Raw genomic sequence first — 15,007 nt, forward strand, 5'->3', positions numbered from 1 at the left:
TTAACATCTGCGTACCGGAGTGGCACAGATCGGCATCACGTGCTTTGGCCGGTGCAGTCGCTGCACGACGGCCTGACCCGACCAACAATGGTTCTCAGCGTCGGTTTAGGGTGCGTCCTCTCCCGTTGCATAGCGCTGCAATGTCGGGCCGACGTTCAGGATGATTTCGTCGTGGGACAAGGCGACGACGGGCGGAAGCCGCAGCAAGTATCGACACATCGCCAAACCCAGCAGCTGGCTCGAAACGAGCCCGGCCCGTCGACCCGCATCGGCGGCGGCTCCGGCCGACCCAACCACTGGCCACACCTGGTTGGCAAACACCTCGCGCAATTTCTCGGCGGCAAATTCGTTCGAGGTTGCCGAACGCAGCAGAATTGCCATGCCGGGACCGCTGGTCGGACCTTCCCAGATTTCGAGGAAACGTCTGATCAGGGCTTCGCCGACGGCGCTGCGGTCGATCACCTGCAATTCCGGCAATTGCAGATCGACGACCGCTGCCCTGGCGAACAGTTCGTCCTTGCTGCGGAAATAGCGGATCACCATGGCCGGATCGATAGCGGCCTGCGCGGCGACGTCGCGAATGGAGGCGCCCTCATAACCCTGCTCGGCGAACAGGAGCCGTGCGGCTTCGAGGATATGGGTCCGCGTGCGGTCCGACTTGCTGATTTTCATAGGCTGATTCTCGATCATGAACCTCATATGCCAACGACTGTTGACAAATGCAATGGCGTCGATTAAAAAGTCAACACTCGTTGATAAATGGAGAGAGAAATGCTACCCGATACAACAGAAGTGATGATCATTGGCGCCGGCCCGACCGGCATGGCGCTGTCCATCGTGTTGCACCAGGCCGGTGTCGACCACGTTCTGATCGACAGGCTGGAGCAGGGCCTTCAGAGCTCGCGCGCCGGCGTCATTCACGCGCAGACGCTGGAAACGCTGGAGCCTCTCGGCGTGACGCCGCGGCTGGGCGAACTTGCCCTGAAGCTGCAGAAATTTGCCTTCCGCGACCGCAACCGGGCGCTGCTCAACCTCGCTTTCGGCACGCTTCCGTCAAAGCATCCCTATTTGATGATGCTGCCGCAGAACCTGACCGAGCAGGTGTTCGCCGAACGGATCGCCGCCCTGGGCGGAGTCATTCACCGCGCAGTCGAGGCCAAGGCAGTCTTTCAGGACGTTGACGGTGCGCATGTGACGGTGGTTGAGAACGGCCGCGAGAGACTGATATCGGCACGCTACGTCGTTGGCGCCGATGGTATGAACAGCCTGGTGCGCAAGTCCGCCGGCATCGAGTTCGACGGTGCGGCCTATGACGCGTCGTTCGTACTCGCCGACGTTCGTCTCGACTGGCCCGTTGGGCCGACCGAAGTGTCGCTGTTCTTTGCGCCAGCCGGGCTGGTCGTGGTGGCGCCGCTTCCGGACGGGTCGTACCGCATCGTCGCAACAATGGACAACGCACCGGAAAAGCCTGAGGTCGCCGACATCCAGGCGCTGCTCGACAGCCGTGGGCCGACCGGGAAACAGGCCCGGGTGCTTGGCCTGACCTGGAGCTCGCGTTTTCGCGTCCATCACCGCCTGGTCCGCTCGTACCGCAAGGACCGGTTGTTCCTGATGGGCGATGCCGCGCATGTGCACAGCCCGGCTGGCGGGCAAGGCATGAACACCGGCATCGTTGACGCGGTCGTGCTTGGCCAACTGCTAGCCGATGTGGTGAACGGGGTGCGCGCGGAGGTCGAGCTCGACGTCTATGAAACGCTGCGGCGTCCGGCAGCCCAGGAGGTGCTTGGTCTGGCTGGCAGGATGACCGAGATGGCGCTTGCCCGCAGCCCGGTGAAGCGGTTCGTCCGCAACCTGGCGCTTTCGCTGCTGAACCTCAATCCATTCCTGAAGCGTCGCATTGCCTTGAAGCTGTCAGGTCTCAGCCGGGCGCCGCTTGCCCGGCTGCCGGCGCCTTCCCGCCGGCCGGATCTGATCGCCCAGACTAAGCCTGCAGCCAAGCCAGGGCTGAAGCTCGCTGCCTGACGGCTATTGTCAGGCTCGCTGCCTCGTCGCGGGTACCGGCCGTTGGGCCGGTACATCGGTTGTCAGCGAGGGACGCCAAAGCCTCAGGCGAAGTATTGGCCGCCATTGGCAGAAATGGTCGAACCGGTGATGAAGCCGGCCTCGTCGGAGGCGAGGAAGACGACGCAGCGCGCGATCTCCTCGGGTTCACCGAGGCGGCCGACCGGTATCTGCGGGATGATGCGTTCGTTGAGCACTTTTTCGTCGATCGCCTTGACCATCTCGGTTGCGATGTAGCCGGGGCAGATGACGTTGACGGTGATGCCGGCCCGTGCGCCTTCTTGGGCCAGCGCCTTCGAGAAGCCGATGTCGCCGGCCTTGGCGGCGGAATAGTTGACCTGACCGGCCTGGCCCTTCTGGCCGTTGATCGAGGAGATGGTGATGACGCGGCCGAACTTGCGGTCGCGCATGCCGCCCCACAGCGGATGCGTCATGTTGAAGACGCCGGACAAATTGGTGTCGATGACCTCTTTCCACTGTTCGCGTGTCATCTTGTGGAACATGCCATCACGGGTGATGCCGGCATTGTTGACCAGCACGGAAACCGGACCAAGGTCGGCTTCGATCTGCTTGATGCCGGCGCTGCAGGCATCGTAGTCGGCGACCGACCATTTATAGGTCTTGATGCCGGTCTCCGCGCTGAACTTCGCCGCTGCTTCGTCATTGCCGGCATAATTGGCGGCAACGGAATAGCCGGCGTTTTTCAGCGCGATCGATATCGCCGCACCAATGCCGCGCGACCCACCAGTGACGATTGCAACCTTGCTCATGCGCTTCCCCTTTTTGATATCGCCCTGTTGTCGGGCTTTTCAGGCACTGGATAAGGAACGGGCGGCTTGCGCCGCCCGGATAATGCTACAGGGCTTCGATGCACATGGCGACACCCATGCCGCCGCCAATGCACAGTGTGGCAAGGCCCTTCTTGGCGCCGCGGCGACGCATTTCGAAGACCAGCGTGTTGAAAACGCGGGCGCCGGACGCGCCGATCGGGTGGCCGATGGCGATGGCGCCGCCATTGACGTTGACGATCGAGGTATCCCAGCCCATGCCCTTGTTGACGGCACAGGCCTGGGCCGCGAACGCTTCGTTGGCCTCCACAAGGTCGAGGTCCTTGACCGACCAACCGGCCTTCTCCAGCGCCCTCTTCGAGGCGGGAATAGGTCCGGTGCCCATGATCGCCGGATCGACCCCTGCGGTGGCCCAGGACACAATGCGCGCCAGCGGGGCGATGCCGCGCCTGACAGCTTCCGCTTCACTCATCAGCAGGGCGCCGGCAGCGCCGTCATTGATGCCCGACGCGTTGGCGGCGGTCACCGTGCCGTCCTTGTCGAAGGCCGGCTTCAGCTTGGTCATGGCGTCGATCGTGGCGCCGTGGCGGATGTACTCGTCCTGGTCGACAATGGTGTCGCCCTTCTTGCCCTTGATGGTGACGGCGACGATCTCGTCCTGGAACTTGCCGGCCTTCTGCGCGGCCTCGGCCTTGTTCTGGGAGGCCAGTGCGAACTGGTCCTGGTCGTCGCGGGTGATCTGGAACTGGCGAGCGACGTTTTCGGCGGTGTTGCCCATGTGATAGCCGTTGAAGGCGTCCCACAGTCCGTCCTTGATCATGGTGTCGATCAGCTTGAAGTCGCCCATCTTGACGCCGGCGCGCAGGTGCTGGGCATGCGCCGAAAGCGACATCGATTCCTGTCCACCCGCGATGACCAGCTTGGCGTCGCCGGCGGCGATCTGCTGCATGCCGAGCGCAATGGCGCGCAGGCCCGAACCGCAAACCTGATTGAGGCCCCAGGCGGTGGTCTCTATGGGCAGGCCGGCATTGATCGATGCCTGGCGGGCCGGGTTCTGGCCTTGCGCGGCGGTCAGCACCTGTCCGAGGATGACTTCGTCGACCTCGCCCGGTTCGACACCGGCTCGCGACAGCAGCTCCCGGATGACGACGGCACCGAGCTCATGCGCCGGCGTGTTGGCGAAGGCGCCGTTGAAGGAGCCGACGGGGGTGCGCGCCGCACTGGCGACAACGATGGCATTGGCAGCGGACATTTTCTTCTCCAGACTTCGAGCTTGTTTTTTGGCTATGGTTGGAGACTTTTCTTGCCCTTTCCATGATCCAAGTCAAACCGGAAATGGGCATGCCGGCCATGCGCCGCAAGCATGCCGCACGTGCTCACGGCAACGGCACCGCCTTTGCTGCGCAGCATATTGTGCCTGCCATGCAGCATTAATTGATGCCGCACTGCACAAACCACTTGGAATTGTGACGCTTTTGCGCATATCCTCGAAAGAGGCGCAATCGTCACCGGCTGCTTACTCAGGCCAGCCGGGGTCCCGGGGAGGATACTGATGGCCGCGAAAGACGATCCGATCATTATCAAGAAATATGCCAACCGCCGTCTCTACAACACCGGCACCAGCACCTATGTGACGCTCGAGGACCTGGCCGACATGGTCAAGAAGGGCCAGGAGTTCACCGTCCAGGACGCCAAGACCGGCGATGACATCACCCATCCGGTGCTGACCCAGATCATCTTCGAACTGGAGAACAAGGATGGGCAGAACATGCTGCCGATCCCGTTCCTGCGCCAGCTCATCGCCTTTTACGGCGACCAGATGCAGATGATCGTGCCGAGCTTCCTCGAACAGTCGATGATGGCCTTCTCCAAGGAGCAGGAGCGCTTTCGCGAGCAGATGAAGGGCGCGCTGGTCAAATCGCCGCTCGACATGATGAAAATCGCCACGCCGATCAAGGCGCTGGAGGAACAGACGCGGCGCAACATGGAAATGTTCCAGAACGCCATGCGCCTGTTCACGCCATTCCCGCCCGTCGGCTCAAATGGCCCGGCTCCGGCTCCGGCGCCGATCGAGCCGGCTAGGAAGGAAGCGCCGGAAAAATCCGACGACCTTCAGGAGCTGAAGGAACAGATCGCCGCCATGCAGCGCAAGCTCGACACCATGTCGTGAGGTCAAAGCTCGCGGACCGAATGATTTTGCGAGTGATCGAGAATCCCGCAACCCGGAAAGCTATGGCAACTGTCCCTCGTAGCGGGCGCGTGGCCTGATCAGGCTGTTGCTGGTGACCTGTTCGACGGCGTGCGCGGTCCAGCCGATGCTGCGGCCGAGCGCGAACAGGCGGAACGGCGCATCGGGCGGCAGGCGCAGGCTGCGGGTCAACGCCGCCAGGGCGAAATCGATGTTCGGGTGCAAGCCCGTTGCGGCAAAGGCCGCGTCGCGCAGCCGTGAGAACCCACGATCGACCTTGGAGACAGCCAGCAAGGCTTCAGCCCTGGGATCGCCTTCGGGGTAAAGCGGATGGCCAAAGCCAGGCATTGGCCTGTCATGACCAAGCCAGCGCTCGACAGCCGTGTCCGGTCCCAGCCTTTGAGCATCCTCCGCGAGGATCATGACCGCCTCGCCCGCGCCGCCATGGCGCGGTCCCGAAAGCGTGGCGAGGCCGGCCAGCAGGCAAGCGGCAACTGGCGACCCGGTGGACGCGGCGACACGCGCTGCGAAGGTCGATGCATTCAATTCATGATCGGCCAACAGGACGAGCGCCCGGCGGATCAGGGCTGCGCCTGCGGTGTCAACGGACCAGCCCCGCGCCAGTCTTATGTGGAGGGCAGCCGTTCCGGCAACCGCGCCCAACGCTTGCGCGATAACTCCGATGGCGCCAGCCGCATCCTGATGCAGCGAAGCCGGCATGCGTCCGAGCGAAGGCCGGCCCTCGGCTGCCAGCAAAGCCAGTTTGGCGAAGGCAGCCGGCCGGCCGCGTTCCTGGCCGCTGTGAGGGGCCGGCGAAGCGAACGACACAGGGCCATCGGATGCCCATAGCAGCCTTGCCGTGTCCTCCAGCGAGGCCTTCTCGGAGAGCGCAACCGCATCCTGGCCGCGATAGACGAGGCGGCCGTGAACGATGGTCGATATCCCGGTGGCAATCGCCGGCTCACCCCAGGCGATGGCGCTTTCGGCGATGGCCTGGGGCGTTCGCCCGCGCGCCCGGCGGGTCGCCAGCGACGCGATGTCGTCGGCGCGATACTGGCTTCGGCGCGGATCGGCCTGGTCCGGCCGCATGCCGATGCGGCCACGGCTGACATAGGCGTAGAGTGTCTGCGGGCGCACTTTCAGGCGCTCCATCGCCTCTTCCCGGGTCAACCACTCCGACATGTTGACGCTCCGACATATTGATTCACTTGATCAAGATTGATGATTCGATCGCTCACCATTATCTCCAATACGAAATTGGTCAAGGAGACAGCCATGGCAAACGGGCTCGATGACGTGGTGGCGGCGGAGACAGTGCTTTCCGACGTCGATGGTCTTGGCGGTCGTCTCACCATCCGCGGCCATTCGCTGCCGGAACTGGCCAGCCGCTGGCGCTACGCACAGGTGGTTCGCCTGTTGCTCGACGGCTTCTTCGAGGATCTTCCGGGCGATGCGGAACTGGCGGAGAGGATCGGCGAGGCGCGCGTTAACGTCCTCGCGCGGCTTCACCCGATGCTTGCCTCGCTGGCGCCGCTCGACATCTACAGCGCCATGCGCGCCGGCATTGCGATGCTGCCGGACGGCGACACATTGATGGATGCGCTGCGGCTGATCGCGGCACCTGCGGTGCTGACGCCGGCCCTGTTGCGCGCCAAGCTTGGGGCGCCGGCGATCGCCCCCGACCCGCACGCCGATCATGCCGGCGACATGCTGAGGATGCTGACCGGCACTGCCGCGTCACCGGCGCTGGCCACGGCGCTCGACACCTATCTGGTGACCGTCTGCGATCACGGCCTCAACGCATCGACCTTCGCGACGCGCGTGGTGGCATCGACGCAGGCCGGCCTGACATCGTCGGTGCTGGCAGGGCTCGGTGCCCTCAAAGGTCCACTGCATGGCGGGGCGCCTGGACCGGTGATCGAGATGCTGGATGCGATCGATGCGCATGGCGATGCCGCCGGCTGGCTGCGCGCCGAAATTGCGCGCGGCGAACGCATCATGGGTTTCGGTCACCGCATCTACCGGGTGCGTGATCCACGCGCCGACGTGCTGAAAGCGGTTGTGCGGCAACTCGGCGGCCAGGGCGAAACCGGTCGCCGGTTGGCCTTCGCCGAGAAAGTGGAGCAGGCCGCGCTCGACGTGCTCCGGGTCGCCAAGCCGTCGCGCTCGCTGCAGACCAATGTCGAGTTCTACACCGCGCTGCTGCTGGAGGCGGCGGGCTTTCCGAAAGAGGCGTTCAGCAATGTCTTTGCCGCCGGGCGGATGGCCGGCTGGATCGCCCACGCGCGTGAGCAACAGGCGACCGGACGGTTGATCCGGCCGCAGTCGCGCTATGTCGGCCCGGTGCCGGATTTGGTGGCCTGAGCTTCCCAGCGTTCGAAGCCAGCTCTCCGCTTCGAAGTGGAGAGGCTTTTTCTTCATGACCGAAATTTCATGTGATCACGCGACCGTGTTCGTGTTCTTGCCTTGGTCGGGACTTATATGCTGCACTGCAACATTAGTCCGCTGCAGCCGAGCCGCTCCGATTCCCGGACGCAATGAGGTACGCAGCAACCAAATCGACAGGAACGCCATGACGAAGAACGGCAAGGCGGAGGAAACCAAGAAGATCAACATCGCGCTGCAGGGCGGAGGCTCGCACGGCGCTTTTTCCTGGGGCGTGCTCGACCGGCTGCTGGAGGATGGCAGGCTCGACATTTCAGCGGTTTCCGGCACCAGCGCCGGCGCCATGAACGCGGTGGCGCTGGCCGACGGCTTTGTGCGCGGCGGCGTCGAAGGCGCGCGGCAAAAGCTCGACGATTTCTGGCGCGCGGTGGCGGCCAAGGGCCGCTTCAGCCCGGTGCAGCGCATGCCGTGGGATGTCGCCTGGGGCAACTGGTCGATCGAGAACACGCCGGGCTATTTCTTCTTCGACACCATGTCGCGGGTGTTCTCGCCCTATGTCGCCAACCCACTCGGCCTCAACCCGCTGCGCGACGTGGTCGAACAGGAGATCGATTTCGGCAATGTGCGCGCGTGCAAATCGATGGAGTTGTTCATCTCCGCGACCAATGTCGAGACCGGGCAGTTGCGCGTCTTCTCGGACGGCGAGATCGACCTCGACACGGTGATGGCCTCGGCCTGCCTGCCGCAGCTGTTCCAGGCGGTCGAGATCAGGGGCGTGCCCTATTGGGACGGCGGCTATGGCGGCAATCCGGCGCTTTATCCGTTCTTCAAAACGGCGGCGACCGAGGATGTGCTTCTGGTGCAGATCAATCCGGTGGTGCGCGAAGGGACGCCGAAGAGCGCCAACGAAATCCAGAACCGCATCGACGAGATCACCTTCAATGCCGGGCTGCTGCGCGAATTCCGCTCGATCGCCTTCGTCAAGGAACTGATCGCCGCCGGCCGCTTGCCGCATGGCGAATACCGCGACATTCGCATGCACCGCATCGATGCCGACGAGGCGTTCAAGGACCTGTCGGCATCGTCAAAGGTCAATGCCGAATGGGCCTTCCTGGCCTATCTGCGCGACCTCGGCCGCACCGCCGCCAGCGACTGGCTGGAGGAGAATTACGACGCCGTCGGCAAGCGGCCGACGCTCGATCTCTCCGGCGAACTCGATGACGGTTTCAAGCCGGTGCGTGGTCCCGCACCTGGCCGGCGGGTCAAGGAATTTCTGGCGGCGCGCAAAAGGCCCGAGCAGGTACGCCGTCAGGCATAGATCAGTCCGTCAGGACCGGTGTGGCGCAGTGCTTCCCCAGGGGAACCGGGGAAGTGCTGGATTCGGCCCATGGCGCGTTGTAGCTTACCTAGACGTAAACGGGAGGTTGCGATGTTGCAGACCAGACAGGATGCCCTCGGCGCATTGTTCGAGCTGCAGTGCAGGGCATTCGAGAAAGAGCCCTTTCCAGGCTTCGACGTCCGCAAGGATCGCCTCAAGCGCCTGCTGGCGCTCACCGAGCAGCATGAGGCCGAGATATGCTCCGCCATCGACGCCGATTTTGGCGGCCGGTCGGCCGAGGAGACGCGGCTGGCGGAACTGTTCGTCGTCCGCGCCGGGATACGGCATGCACTGGCGCATTTGCGCGGATGGATGCGGGAGCGCCGCGTTGCCACCAGCCTGCCGTTTCTGCCGGGGCGCAACCGCCTTCTCCCACAGCCGGTCGGTGTCGTCGGCATCGTGTCGCCCTGGAACTATCCTTTCCAGCTCGCCATCGCGCCGGCCACTGCCGCATTGGCCGCGGGAAATCGCGTTCTGCTCAAGCCGTCCGAACTGACGCCGCAATTCTCCGCGCTGCTCGACCAACTGGTCGGCAAGCATTTTTCGCCTGACGAGATGAGCGTCGTCATCGGCGATGCCGACGTCGGAAAGACATTCGTATCGATGCCGTTCGATCATTTGCTGTTCACCGGCTCGACCGCAATCGGCCGTCAGGTAGCGCTGGCGGCGGCGGCCAATCTGACGCCGGTCACGCTCGAACTCGGCGGCAAGTCGCCGGCCATCTTCGACGCGTCCTGCGATCTCGATGCGGCGGTGGCCAGTGTCGCCTATGGCAAGCTTCTGAACGCCGGACAGACCTGCATCGCGCCCGACTATCTGCTCGTGCCGCAAGGGCAGAGCGAGGCGGTCGCCGCAAAACTTGCCGCGGCCATGACGCGGCTCTACCCGAGCCTGCGCGACAACCCCGACTATTCGGCCATCATCAGCGAGCGGCATCGTCAGCGCCTTGGCGATATGATCGCCGAGGCCCGCGAGAGCGGCGCCGAAATCATCGAGATCAACCCGGCCGGCGAAGAACTCGGCGCCACCAACCGCAAGATGGCGCCGACCCTGGTCAGAAACGCAGGCGAAAATCTGCGGCTGATGCGCGAAGAGATCTTTGGGCCGGTGCTGCCGATCATCGAATACGGCACGGTCGATGACGCCATCGATCACGTGAACCGGGCGGAGCGTCCGCTGGCGCTGTATTGGTTTGGACGCGATCATGGCAACCGCCAACGGGTCCTGCGGGAAACGATCGCCGGCGGCGTCACGATCAACGATTGCATGCTGCATCTGGTGCAGGAAAGACAGCCCTTCGGCGGTGTTGGCGCCAGTGGCATGGGCGCCTACCACGGCGAATGGGGCTTTCGCACCTTCAGCAAGGAGAAGCCGGTTTTCCTGCAGTCCAAGCTGAGTGCTGGTGGCTTGTTGCGTCCACCCTATGGCAAGACATTCGAGAGGCTTTTCCGTCTGTTGAGGCTGATTACCTGACGGATTCGCCCTTGGTTACTTCACATAGTTGAGAGGTTGCACATCATCCTGACGCCTACTGCCACGAGCATGAAGACCAGAGAAAGCGGGCTGGCAGGCGGCCAGAAGCCTGGGAATGGCGGGTGCGCCTGCCCGGTGGCACCATAACCCATCAACTTTTCTGACTATTTTGCGGTGCAACTTTGATGTAGAAGCGCGCTTCGCCGTTCACGGCAAATTGAACACGGCCTTGCGCGCACCCATATCGGCAGCGCGCCCGAGTAGAAGACGCGGCCTGGCCATGCCCCGCACAGTGGAAAAACGATGATGAAGATCAGGTTTCACAAGCTTGCAGCCGTTGTCGTGCTTGTTGGCTTCGCGGCGTGGGTTGGGACGGGCGTGTTCTCGTCCGTCGGCAGCGCCTCCGTCGACAACAAGCCCAAGGCAGCGGAAGTCGAACAGCCAAAGCCGCCGGTTCGCACCGTCGCCGTGGTGACGCCGCCGCGCGCCACCTATGCCCGCGCCATCCGCATTTCGGGATTGACCGAAGCCGACAAGCGCGCCGTGCTGGCGACGCGGGTGGCTGGCGTCATTGCCGAGTTGCCGGTCAAGCAGGGCCAGCACGTCAAGGCCGGAGATCTGGTGCTGATGCTGGCTGCCGAGGAGAAGATCTCGGCTGTCGACAATGCCAAGCAGCTTCTGGTGCAGCGCCAGGCCGAGCTCGAAGCGGCCTTGCGGCTGATGAAAACCGGCAATCTGCCCAAGCTGCAGCTCGATACCGCCCGCTCCAATTTGACGTTGGCGCAATCACAGCTGGAAGCCATGCAAGCCGAGCTTGACCGCAACGAGGTGAAGGCGCCGTTCGATGGCATCATCGACCGCGTGCCGGTGGAGCTTGGCAGCGCCGTCATGCAGGGCGGCGAGGTCGCCACCATTCTAAGCCTCGATCCCATTGTCGCCCGGGGCGAGGTCAGCGAAAGCGATCTCGGATATTTGAAGATTGGCGATAAGGCGAATGTGCGACTGGTCAGTGGCCAGATCGTCGACGGCACGGTGCGCTATATCAGCCGCGATGCGTCGTCGGCCACCCGTACCTTCCGTATCGAGGTCGCCATCCCCAATGCCGACGGCGCTCTGCCGGCGGGCATGACGGCGGAAATTTCGCTCAGCGCGCAGCCGACCGATGCGGTCATGCTGCCGCGTTCGGTGGTAACGCTCGGCGACAAGGGCGATCTCGGCATCCGCGCCGTCGACAAGAACAACAAGGTCGTCTTTTACCCGATCGATCTTGTTGACGATTCGCCAAAGGGCCTGGTGCTCGGCGGCATTCCCAAGGATGCCCGCATCATTGTGCAGGGACAGGACCTGGTGACCGAAGGCGATACAGTCAACGCCGTCGAAGCCGATCCGGCGATGATCAAGAAGCTGATCGGCGAAGCCACCGGCGCGACCCAGTAAGCGGCGCAACACAACAGGCAACGGGAAACTTTGCGAATGGGTATCGTTGGTTTTGCGATCCGCAATGCGCGGCTCACGCTGTCCTTCATGATCTTCTTCATCGTGGCCGGCGCGCTGTCCTATATGTCCATCCCGAAGGAAGCAGAGCCGGACGTCCAGATTCCGATCATCTATGTCAGCCTGAGCCTGCAGGGAATCTCGCCCGAGGATTCGGAGCGGTTGCTGCTGCGTCCGGTCGAGACGCGCATGAAGAGCCTTTCCAACGTCAAGGAAATGCGCTCGGCCGCCTTCCAGGGCGGCGGCTACGTGCTGGTCGAATTCAACCCCGGCGCCAATCTGTCGACGGCGCTGGAGGATGTCCGCGCCAAGGTTTCGGACGCCAAGCGCGACCTGCCGCAATCGGCCGACGAGCCCACCATCAACGAGGTCAACCTTTCGGAGTTCCCGGTTCTGGTTGTGACTTTGGCGGGCAACGTGCCGGAAAGGGCGCTGACGGCGGCGGCGCGCGACCTGCGTGACCGCATCGAAGAGGTTCCGGGCGTGCTCGAAGCCGATCTCGAAGGCGCGCGCGACGATCTCGTCGAGGTCATCGTCGATCCTGTGAAGCTGTCATCCTATGGACTGCAGCTCGACCAGCTCATCGCCGGTGTCGGCGCCTCCAACAGCCTGGTTGCGGCCGGCAACATCGAGGGCGCCGAAGGAAAATATGCGGTCAAGGTGCCGTCGCTGATCGAGACGCCGGAAGATGTCGCCAACCTGCCGGTGATCGCCGGCCCGAACGCCGTGGTACGCGCCCGCGACATCGCCACCATCCGCTCGACCTACAAGGATGCCGAGACGATCACCCGGCTCAACGGCAAGCCGGCCATCGCCATCGAAGTCAAGAAGCGCATCGGCGCCAACCTCGTCGAAACCGTCGACGCGGTGAAGGCGATCGCCGACGAGTATGCCAAGAAGCTGCCCGAAGGCAGCATCGTTTCCTACAGCCAGGACAAGTCGACATCGATCCGGCAGCTGCTCGGCGACCTGCAGAACCATGTGATGATCGCCGTCATCCTGGTGTTCATCGTCATTCTCTATGCACTGTCCGGCCGTGCCTCGCTGTTGATCGGGCTGGCGATCCCGTCATCGTTCCTGCTCGGCATATTGATGCTGTCGCTGCTCGGCTTCACGGTGAACATCGTCGTGCTGTTCAGCTTGATCCTGGCCGTCGGCATGCTGGTCGACGACGCCATCATCGTCACCGAATTCGCCGAACGGCGAATGACCGAGGGCATGGACAAGAAGGAGGCCTATGCGCTGGCCGCCAACCGCATGGCCGGACCGGTCATCGCCGCGACCATGACGCGCATTGCCGCCTTCTCGCCACTGCTGTTCTGGCCGGGCATCGTCGGCGAGTTCATGAAATACATGCCGATCACGCTGATCGTGACGCTCGGCGCCTCGATGCTCTACGCGCTGGTCTTCACACCGACGCTGGGCGCCATCTTCGGCAAGGCGCACAAGGAGCCGGAACACAAGGACGGCCTGTATATGGGCACTGTCAAGCTTGCCGTGCGCCATCCGATCATAACGCTGCTGCTGACGGTCGCGCTGCTGGTCGGCTCGGTCTACACCTATGTCCAGAAGGGCAATGGCGTCGAATTCTTTCCCAACGTCGAGCCGGACTACGGCCTGCTCTATGTTCATGCGCGCGGCAACCTCTCGCTGGACGAGATGGACGCGGCCGTCGGCCAGGCGGAAAAGCGCATCCTCGGCTGGCCGGGCATCAAGTCCGTCTACACACGCGCCGGCAAGGCGCAGGGATCGGCCAACAACGACGTCGCCGAGGATGTCATCGGCGTCATCCAGTACGAATTCGTCGACTGGCGCCAGCGCAAGCCCGCCAATGACGTGCTTTCCGACCTGCGCGTCGCCATGGCCGGCATTCCCGGCGTCGACGTCGAAGTCAGGGTGCCGGATGCCGGTCCGCCGACCGGCAAGCCGATCCAGGTCCGCCTGTCGGCGACCGACCCTGCCGGCTTGAACGACAAGGCCCGCGAAGTGGCCAAAATGCTGAAGACGGTGCCCGGTGTCATAGACATTTCGGACGGGCTGCCGCCGCCCGGCATCGACTGGGCGCTGAAGGTGGACCGCGCCAAGGCCGCACAATACGGCATCAGCCCGGCCTCGGTCGGCACGGTCGTGCAACTGGTGACAACCGGGCTGAAGCTGTCGGAGTATCGTCCGGCAGGGGCCGACGATGCCGTCGACATCAGACTGCGCCTGCCCGAGGATCGCCGCACGCTGGCGACGCTGGACCAATTGCGGGTGCAAACGGCGCAAGGGTCGGTGCCGATCTCCAATTTCGTCAGCCGCGAACCCGAACTGACGACCGGCATCCTCAACCGCATCGATGCGCAGCGAACGGTCATCGTTCAGGCGAATCTGGCGACCGGCACCCAGCCGGCGGAGGCACAGGCCGAGGTCAAGAAGAAGATGGCCGAGATGGAGCTTCCGGGCATACGCTGGAAGCTCGCCGGCCAGGACGAGGAGTCGGCAAAAGCCTCAGCCTTCCTTGGCAAGGCCTTCGGCGCCGCGATCTTCATGATCTGCATCGTGCTGCTCATGCAGTTCAACAAGTTCACCAGCGTGCTGATGGTGCTGTCCTGCGTGGTCATGTCGACGATCGGCGTGCTGCTCGGGCTGCTGATCACCGGCCAGCCGTTCGGCATCGTCATGTCGGGCATCGGCGTCATCGCCTTGGCCGGCGTGGTGGTGAACAACAACATCGTGCTGATCGACACTTATGACCGGCTGCGCCAAGAAGGCTGGGACAAGATGGACGCCGTGCTGCAGACCTGCCGCGAGCGTGCGCGGCCGGTGGTGCTGACCGCCATGTCGGCCATCCTCGGCGTGCTGCCGATCGCCTTCGGCCTCGGCCTCGAAATCTTCCACCACGAGACGACGATCAACGCCCCGTCGACCCAGTGGTGGATTTCGCTGTCGTCGGCGATCGTCTTCGGCTTGTCCTTCGCCACCATCCTGACGCTGGTGGTGACACCAGCAATGCTGATGGTGTTCACACGCAGCAAGAACAGCCGCTTCTATGCGTTTTTCCGCCGGTTGTTCCGGCGCGACAAGAAGCCCGATGCGGTCGCAGGGCCAAGACCAGGTCCGCTTGACGAACCGGCAATCGCCTTCCCGAAGGCCGCCGAATAGCTGCATTCGATCAGCCAGACAAAAAAGGCCGTCCGGAACAACCGGGCGGCCTTTTGCATTGTCCCCAGGAGCAACGCAAAGCGTTGTCTCCGAGCA

Annotated in this window: 11 protein-coding genes; 7 read left to right on the forward strand and 4 right to left on the reverse strand. The window is 63.6% G+C overall.

Features of this window, described 5'->3' with window-relative positions:
- Window positions 1-105: 105 nt before the first annotated feature.
- Window positions 106-672 (reverse strand): TetR/AcrR family transcriptional regulator, encoded by a 567-nt coding sequence (locus AC1DXN_RS19675; protein WP_477270694.1) that lies wholly within the window; start codon window positions 670-672, stop codon window positions 106-108.
- Window positions 673-771: 99 nt separating this feature from the next.
- Between AC1DXN_RS19675 and AC1DXN_RS19680 the strand changes: the two genes are divergently transcribed.
- Window positions 772-2,022 (forward strand): FAD-dependent monooxygenase, encoded by a 1,251-nt coding sequence (locus AC1DXN_RS19680; protein ID WP_477270696.1) that lies wholly within the window; start codon window positions 772-774, stop codon window positions 2,020-2,022.
- 83 nt (window positions 2,023-2,105) lie between these two features.
- Here the strand turns inward: AC1DXN_RS19680 and phbB are convergent, their stop codons facing one another.
- Complete coding sequence (gene phbB / locus AC1DXN_RS19685) at window positions 2,106-2,831, reverse strand: acetoacetyl-CoA reductase (RefSeq protein ID WP_477246183.1); 726 nt, start codon at window positions 2,829-2,831, stop codon at window positions 2,106-2,108.
- 85 nt (window positions 2,832-2,916) lie between these two features.
- Entirely contained in the window at window positions 2,917-4,101 is a 1,185-nt protein-coding gene (locus tag AC1DXN_RS19690; protein WP_477270698.1) for an acetyl-CoA C-acetyltransferase, read from the reverse strand.
- 300 nt (window positions 4,102-4,401) lie between these two features.
- Between AC1DXN_RS19690 and phaR the strand changes: the two genes are divergently transcribed.
- Window positions 4,402-5,019 carry a polyhydroxyalkanoate synthesis repressor PhaR gene (gene phaR, locus AC1DXN_RS19695; RefSeq protein WP_477270700.1) on the forward strand — a complete coding sequence of 206 codons (618 nt, stop codon included), beginning with the start codon at window positions 4,402-4,404 and terminating at the stop codon, window positions 5,017-5,019.
- Window positions 5,020-5,079: 60 nt separating this feature from the next.
- On the opposite strand, the gene AC1DXN_RS19700 is transcribed toward phaR, so the two are convergent.
- The gene (locus tag AC1DXN_RS19700) at window positions 5,080-6,219 is read right to left on the reverse strand and encodes a citrate synthase family protein (RefSeq protein ID WP_477270702.1); all 1,140 of its coding nucleotides are present in this window, start codon (window positions 6,217-6,219) and stop codon (window positions 5,080-5,082) included.
- A 93-nt stretch (window positions 6,220-6,312) separates the two neighbouring features.
- Between AC1DXN_RS19700 and AC1DXN_RS19705 the strand changes: the two genes are divergently transcribed.
- The 5 genes from AC1DXN_RS19705 to AC1DXN_RS19725 all read left to right on the forward strand — a co-directional run bounded on the left by AC1DXN_RS19705 (window position 6,313) and on the right by AC1DXN_RS19725 (window position 14,911).
- Window positions 6,313-7,401, forward strand: a complete 1,089-nt coding sequence (locus tag AC1DXN_RS19705) for a citrate synthase/methylcitrate synthase (protein WP_477270704.1) — start codon at window positions 6,313-6,315, stop codon at window positions 7,399-7,401.
- A 208-nt stretch (window positions 7,402-7,609) separates the two neighbouring features.
- Window positions 7,610-8,740, forward strand: a complete 1,131-nt coding sequence (locus AC1DXN_RS19710) for a patatin-like phospholipase family protein (RefSeq protein WP_477270706.1) — start codon at window positions 7,610-7,612, stop codon at window positions 8,738-8,740.
- A 111-nt stretch (window positions 8,741-8,851) separates the two neighbouring features.
- On the forward strand, window positions 8,852-10,273 hold the full coding sequence (locus AC1DXN_RS19715) for a coniferyl aldehyde dehydrogenase (RefSeq protein ID WP_477270709.1): 1,422 nt from the start codon (window positions 8,852-8,854) through the stop codon (window positions 10,271-10,273).
- A 303-nt stretch (window positions 10,274-10,576) separates the two neighbouring features.
- The gene (locus AC1DXN_RS19720; protein ID WP_477246197.1) at window positions 10,577-11,710 is read left to right on the forward strand and encodes an efflux RND transporter periplasmic adaptor subunit; all 1,134 of its coding nucleotides are present in this window, start codon (window positions 10,577-10,579) and stop codon (window positions 11,708-11,710) included.
- A gap of 36 nt (window positions 11,711-11,746) precedes the next feature.
- On the forward strand, window positions 11,747-14,911 hold the full coding sequence (locus tag AC1DXN_RS19725) for an efflux RND transporter permease subunit (protein WP_477270711.1): 3,165 nt from the start codon (window positions 11,747-11,749) through the stop codon (window positions 14,909-14,911).
- Window positions 14,912-15,007: the final 96 nt, after the last annotated feature.

Source organism: Mesorhizobium sp. P2_H9 (assembly GCF_056403215.1).

Bases quoted from the DNA above. Each gene is read 5' to 3' on its own strand.
- AC1DXN_RS19675 (WP_477270694.1), bottom strand. From the start codon at position 672: ATGAAAATCAGCAAGTCGGACCGCACGCGGACCCATATCCTCGAAGCC.
- AC1DXN_RS19680 (WP_477270696.1), top strand. From the start codon at position 772: ATGCTACCCGATACAACAGAAGTGATGATCATTGGCGCCGGCCCGACC.
- phbB (WP_477246183.1), bottom strand. From the start codon at position 2,831: ATGAGCAAGGTTGCAATCGTCACTGGTGGGTCGCGCGGCATTGGTGCG.
- AC1DXN_RS19690 (WP_477270698.1), bottom strand. From the start codon at position 4,101: ATGTCCGCTGCCAATGCCATCGTTGTCGCCAGTGCGGCGCGCACCCCC.
- phaR (WP_477270700.1), top strand. From the start codon at position 4,402: ATGGCCGCGAAAGACGATCCGATCATTATCAAGAAATATGCCAACCGC.
- AC1DXN_RS19700 (WP_477270702.1), bottom strand. From the start codon at position 6,219: ATGTCGGAGTGGTTGACCCGGGAAGAGGCGATGGAGCGCCTGAAAGTG.
- AC1DXN_RS19705 (WP_477270704.1), top strand. From the start codon at position 6,313: ATGGCAAACGGGCTCGATGACGTGGTGGCGGCGGAGACAGTGCTTTCC.
- AC1DXN_RS19710 (WP_477270706.1), top strand. From the start codon at position 7,610: ATGACGAAGAACGGCAAGGCGGAGGAAACCAAGAAGATCAACATCGCG.
- AC1DXN_RS19715 (WP_477270709.1), top strand. From the start codon at position 8,852: ATGTTGCAGACCAGACAGGATGCCCTCGGCGCATTGTTCGAGCTGCAG.
- AC1DXN_RS19720 (WP_477246197.1), top strand. From the start codon at position 10,577: ATGATGAAGATCAGGTTTCACAAGCTTGCAGCCGTTGTCGTGCTTGTT.
- AC1DXN_RS19725 (WP_477270711.1), top strand. From the start codon at position 11,747: ATGGGTATCGTTGGTTTTGCGATCCGCAATGCGCGGCTCACGCTGTCC.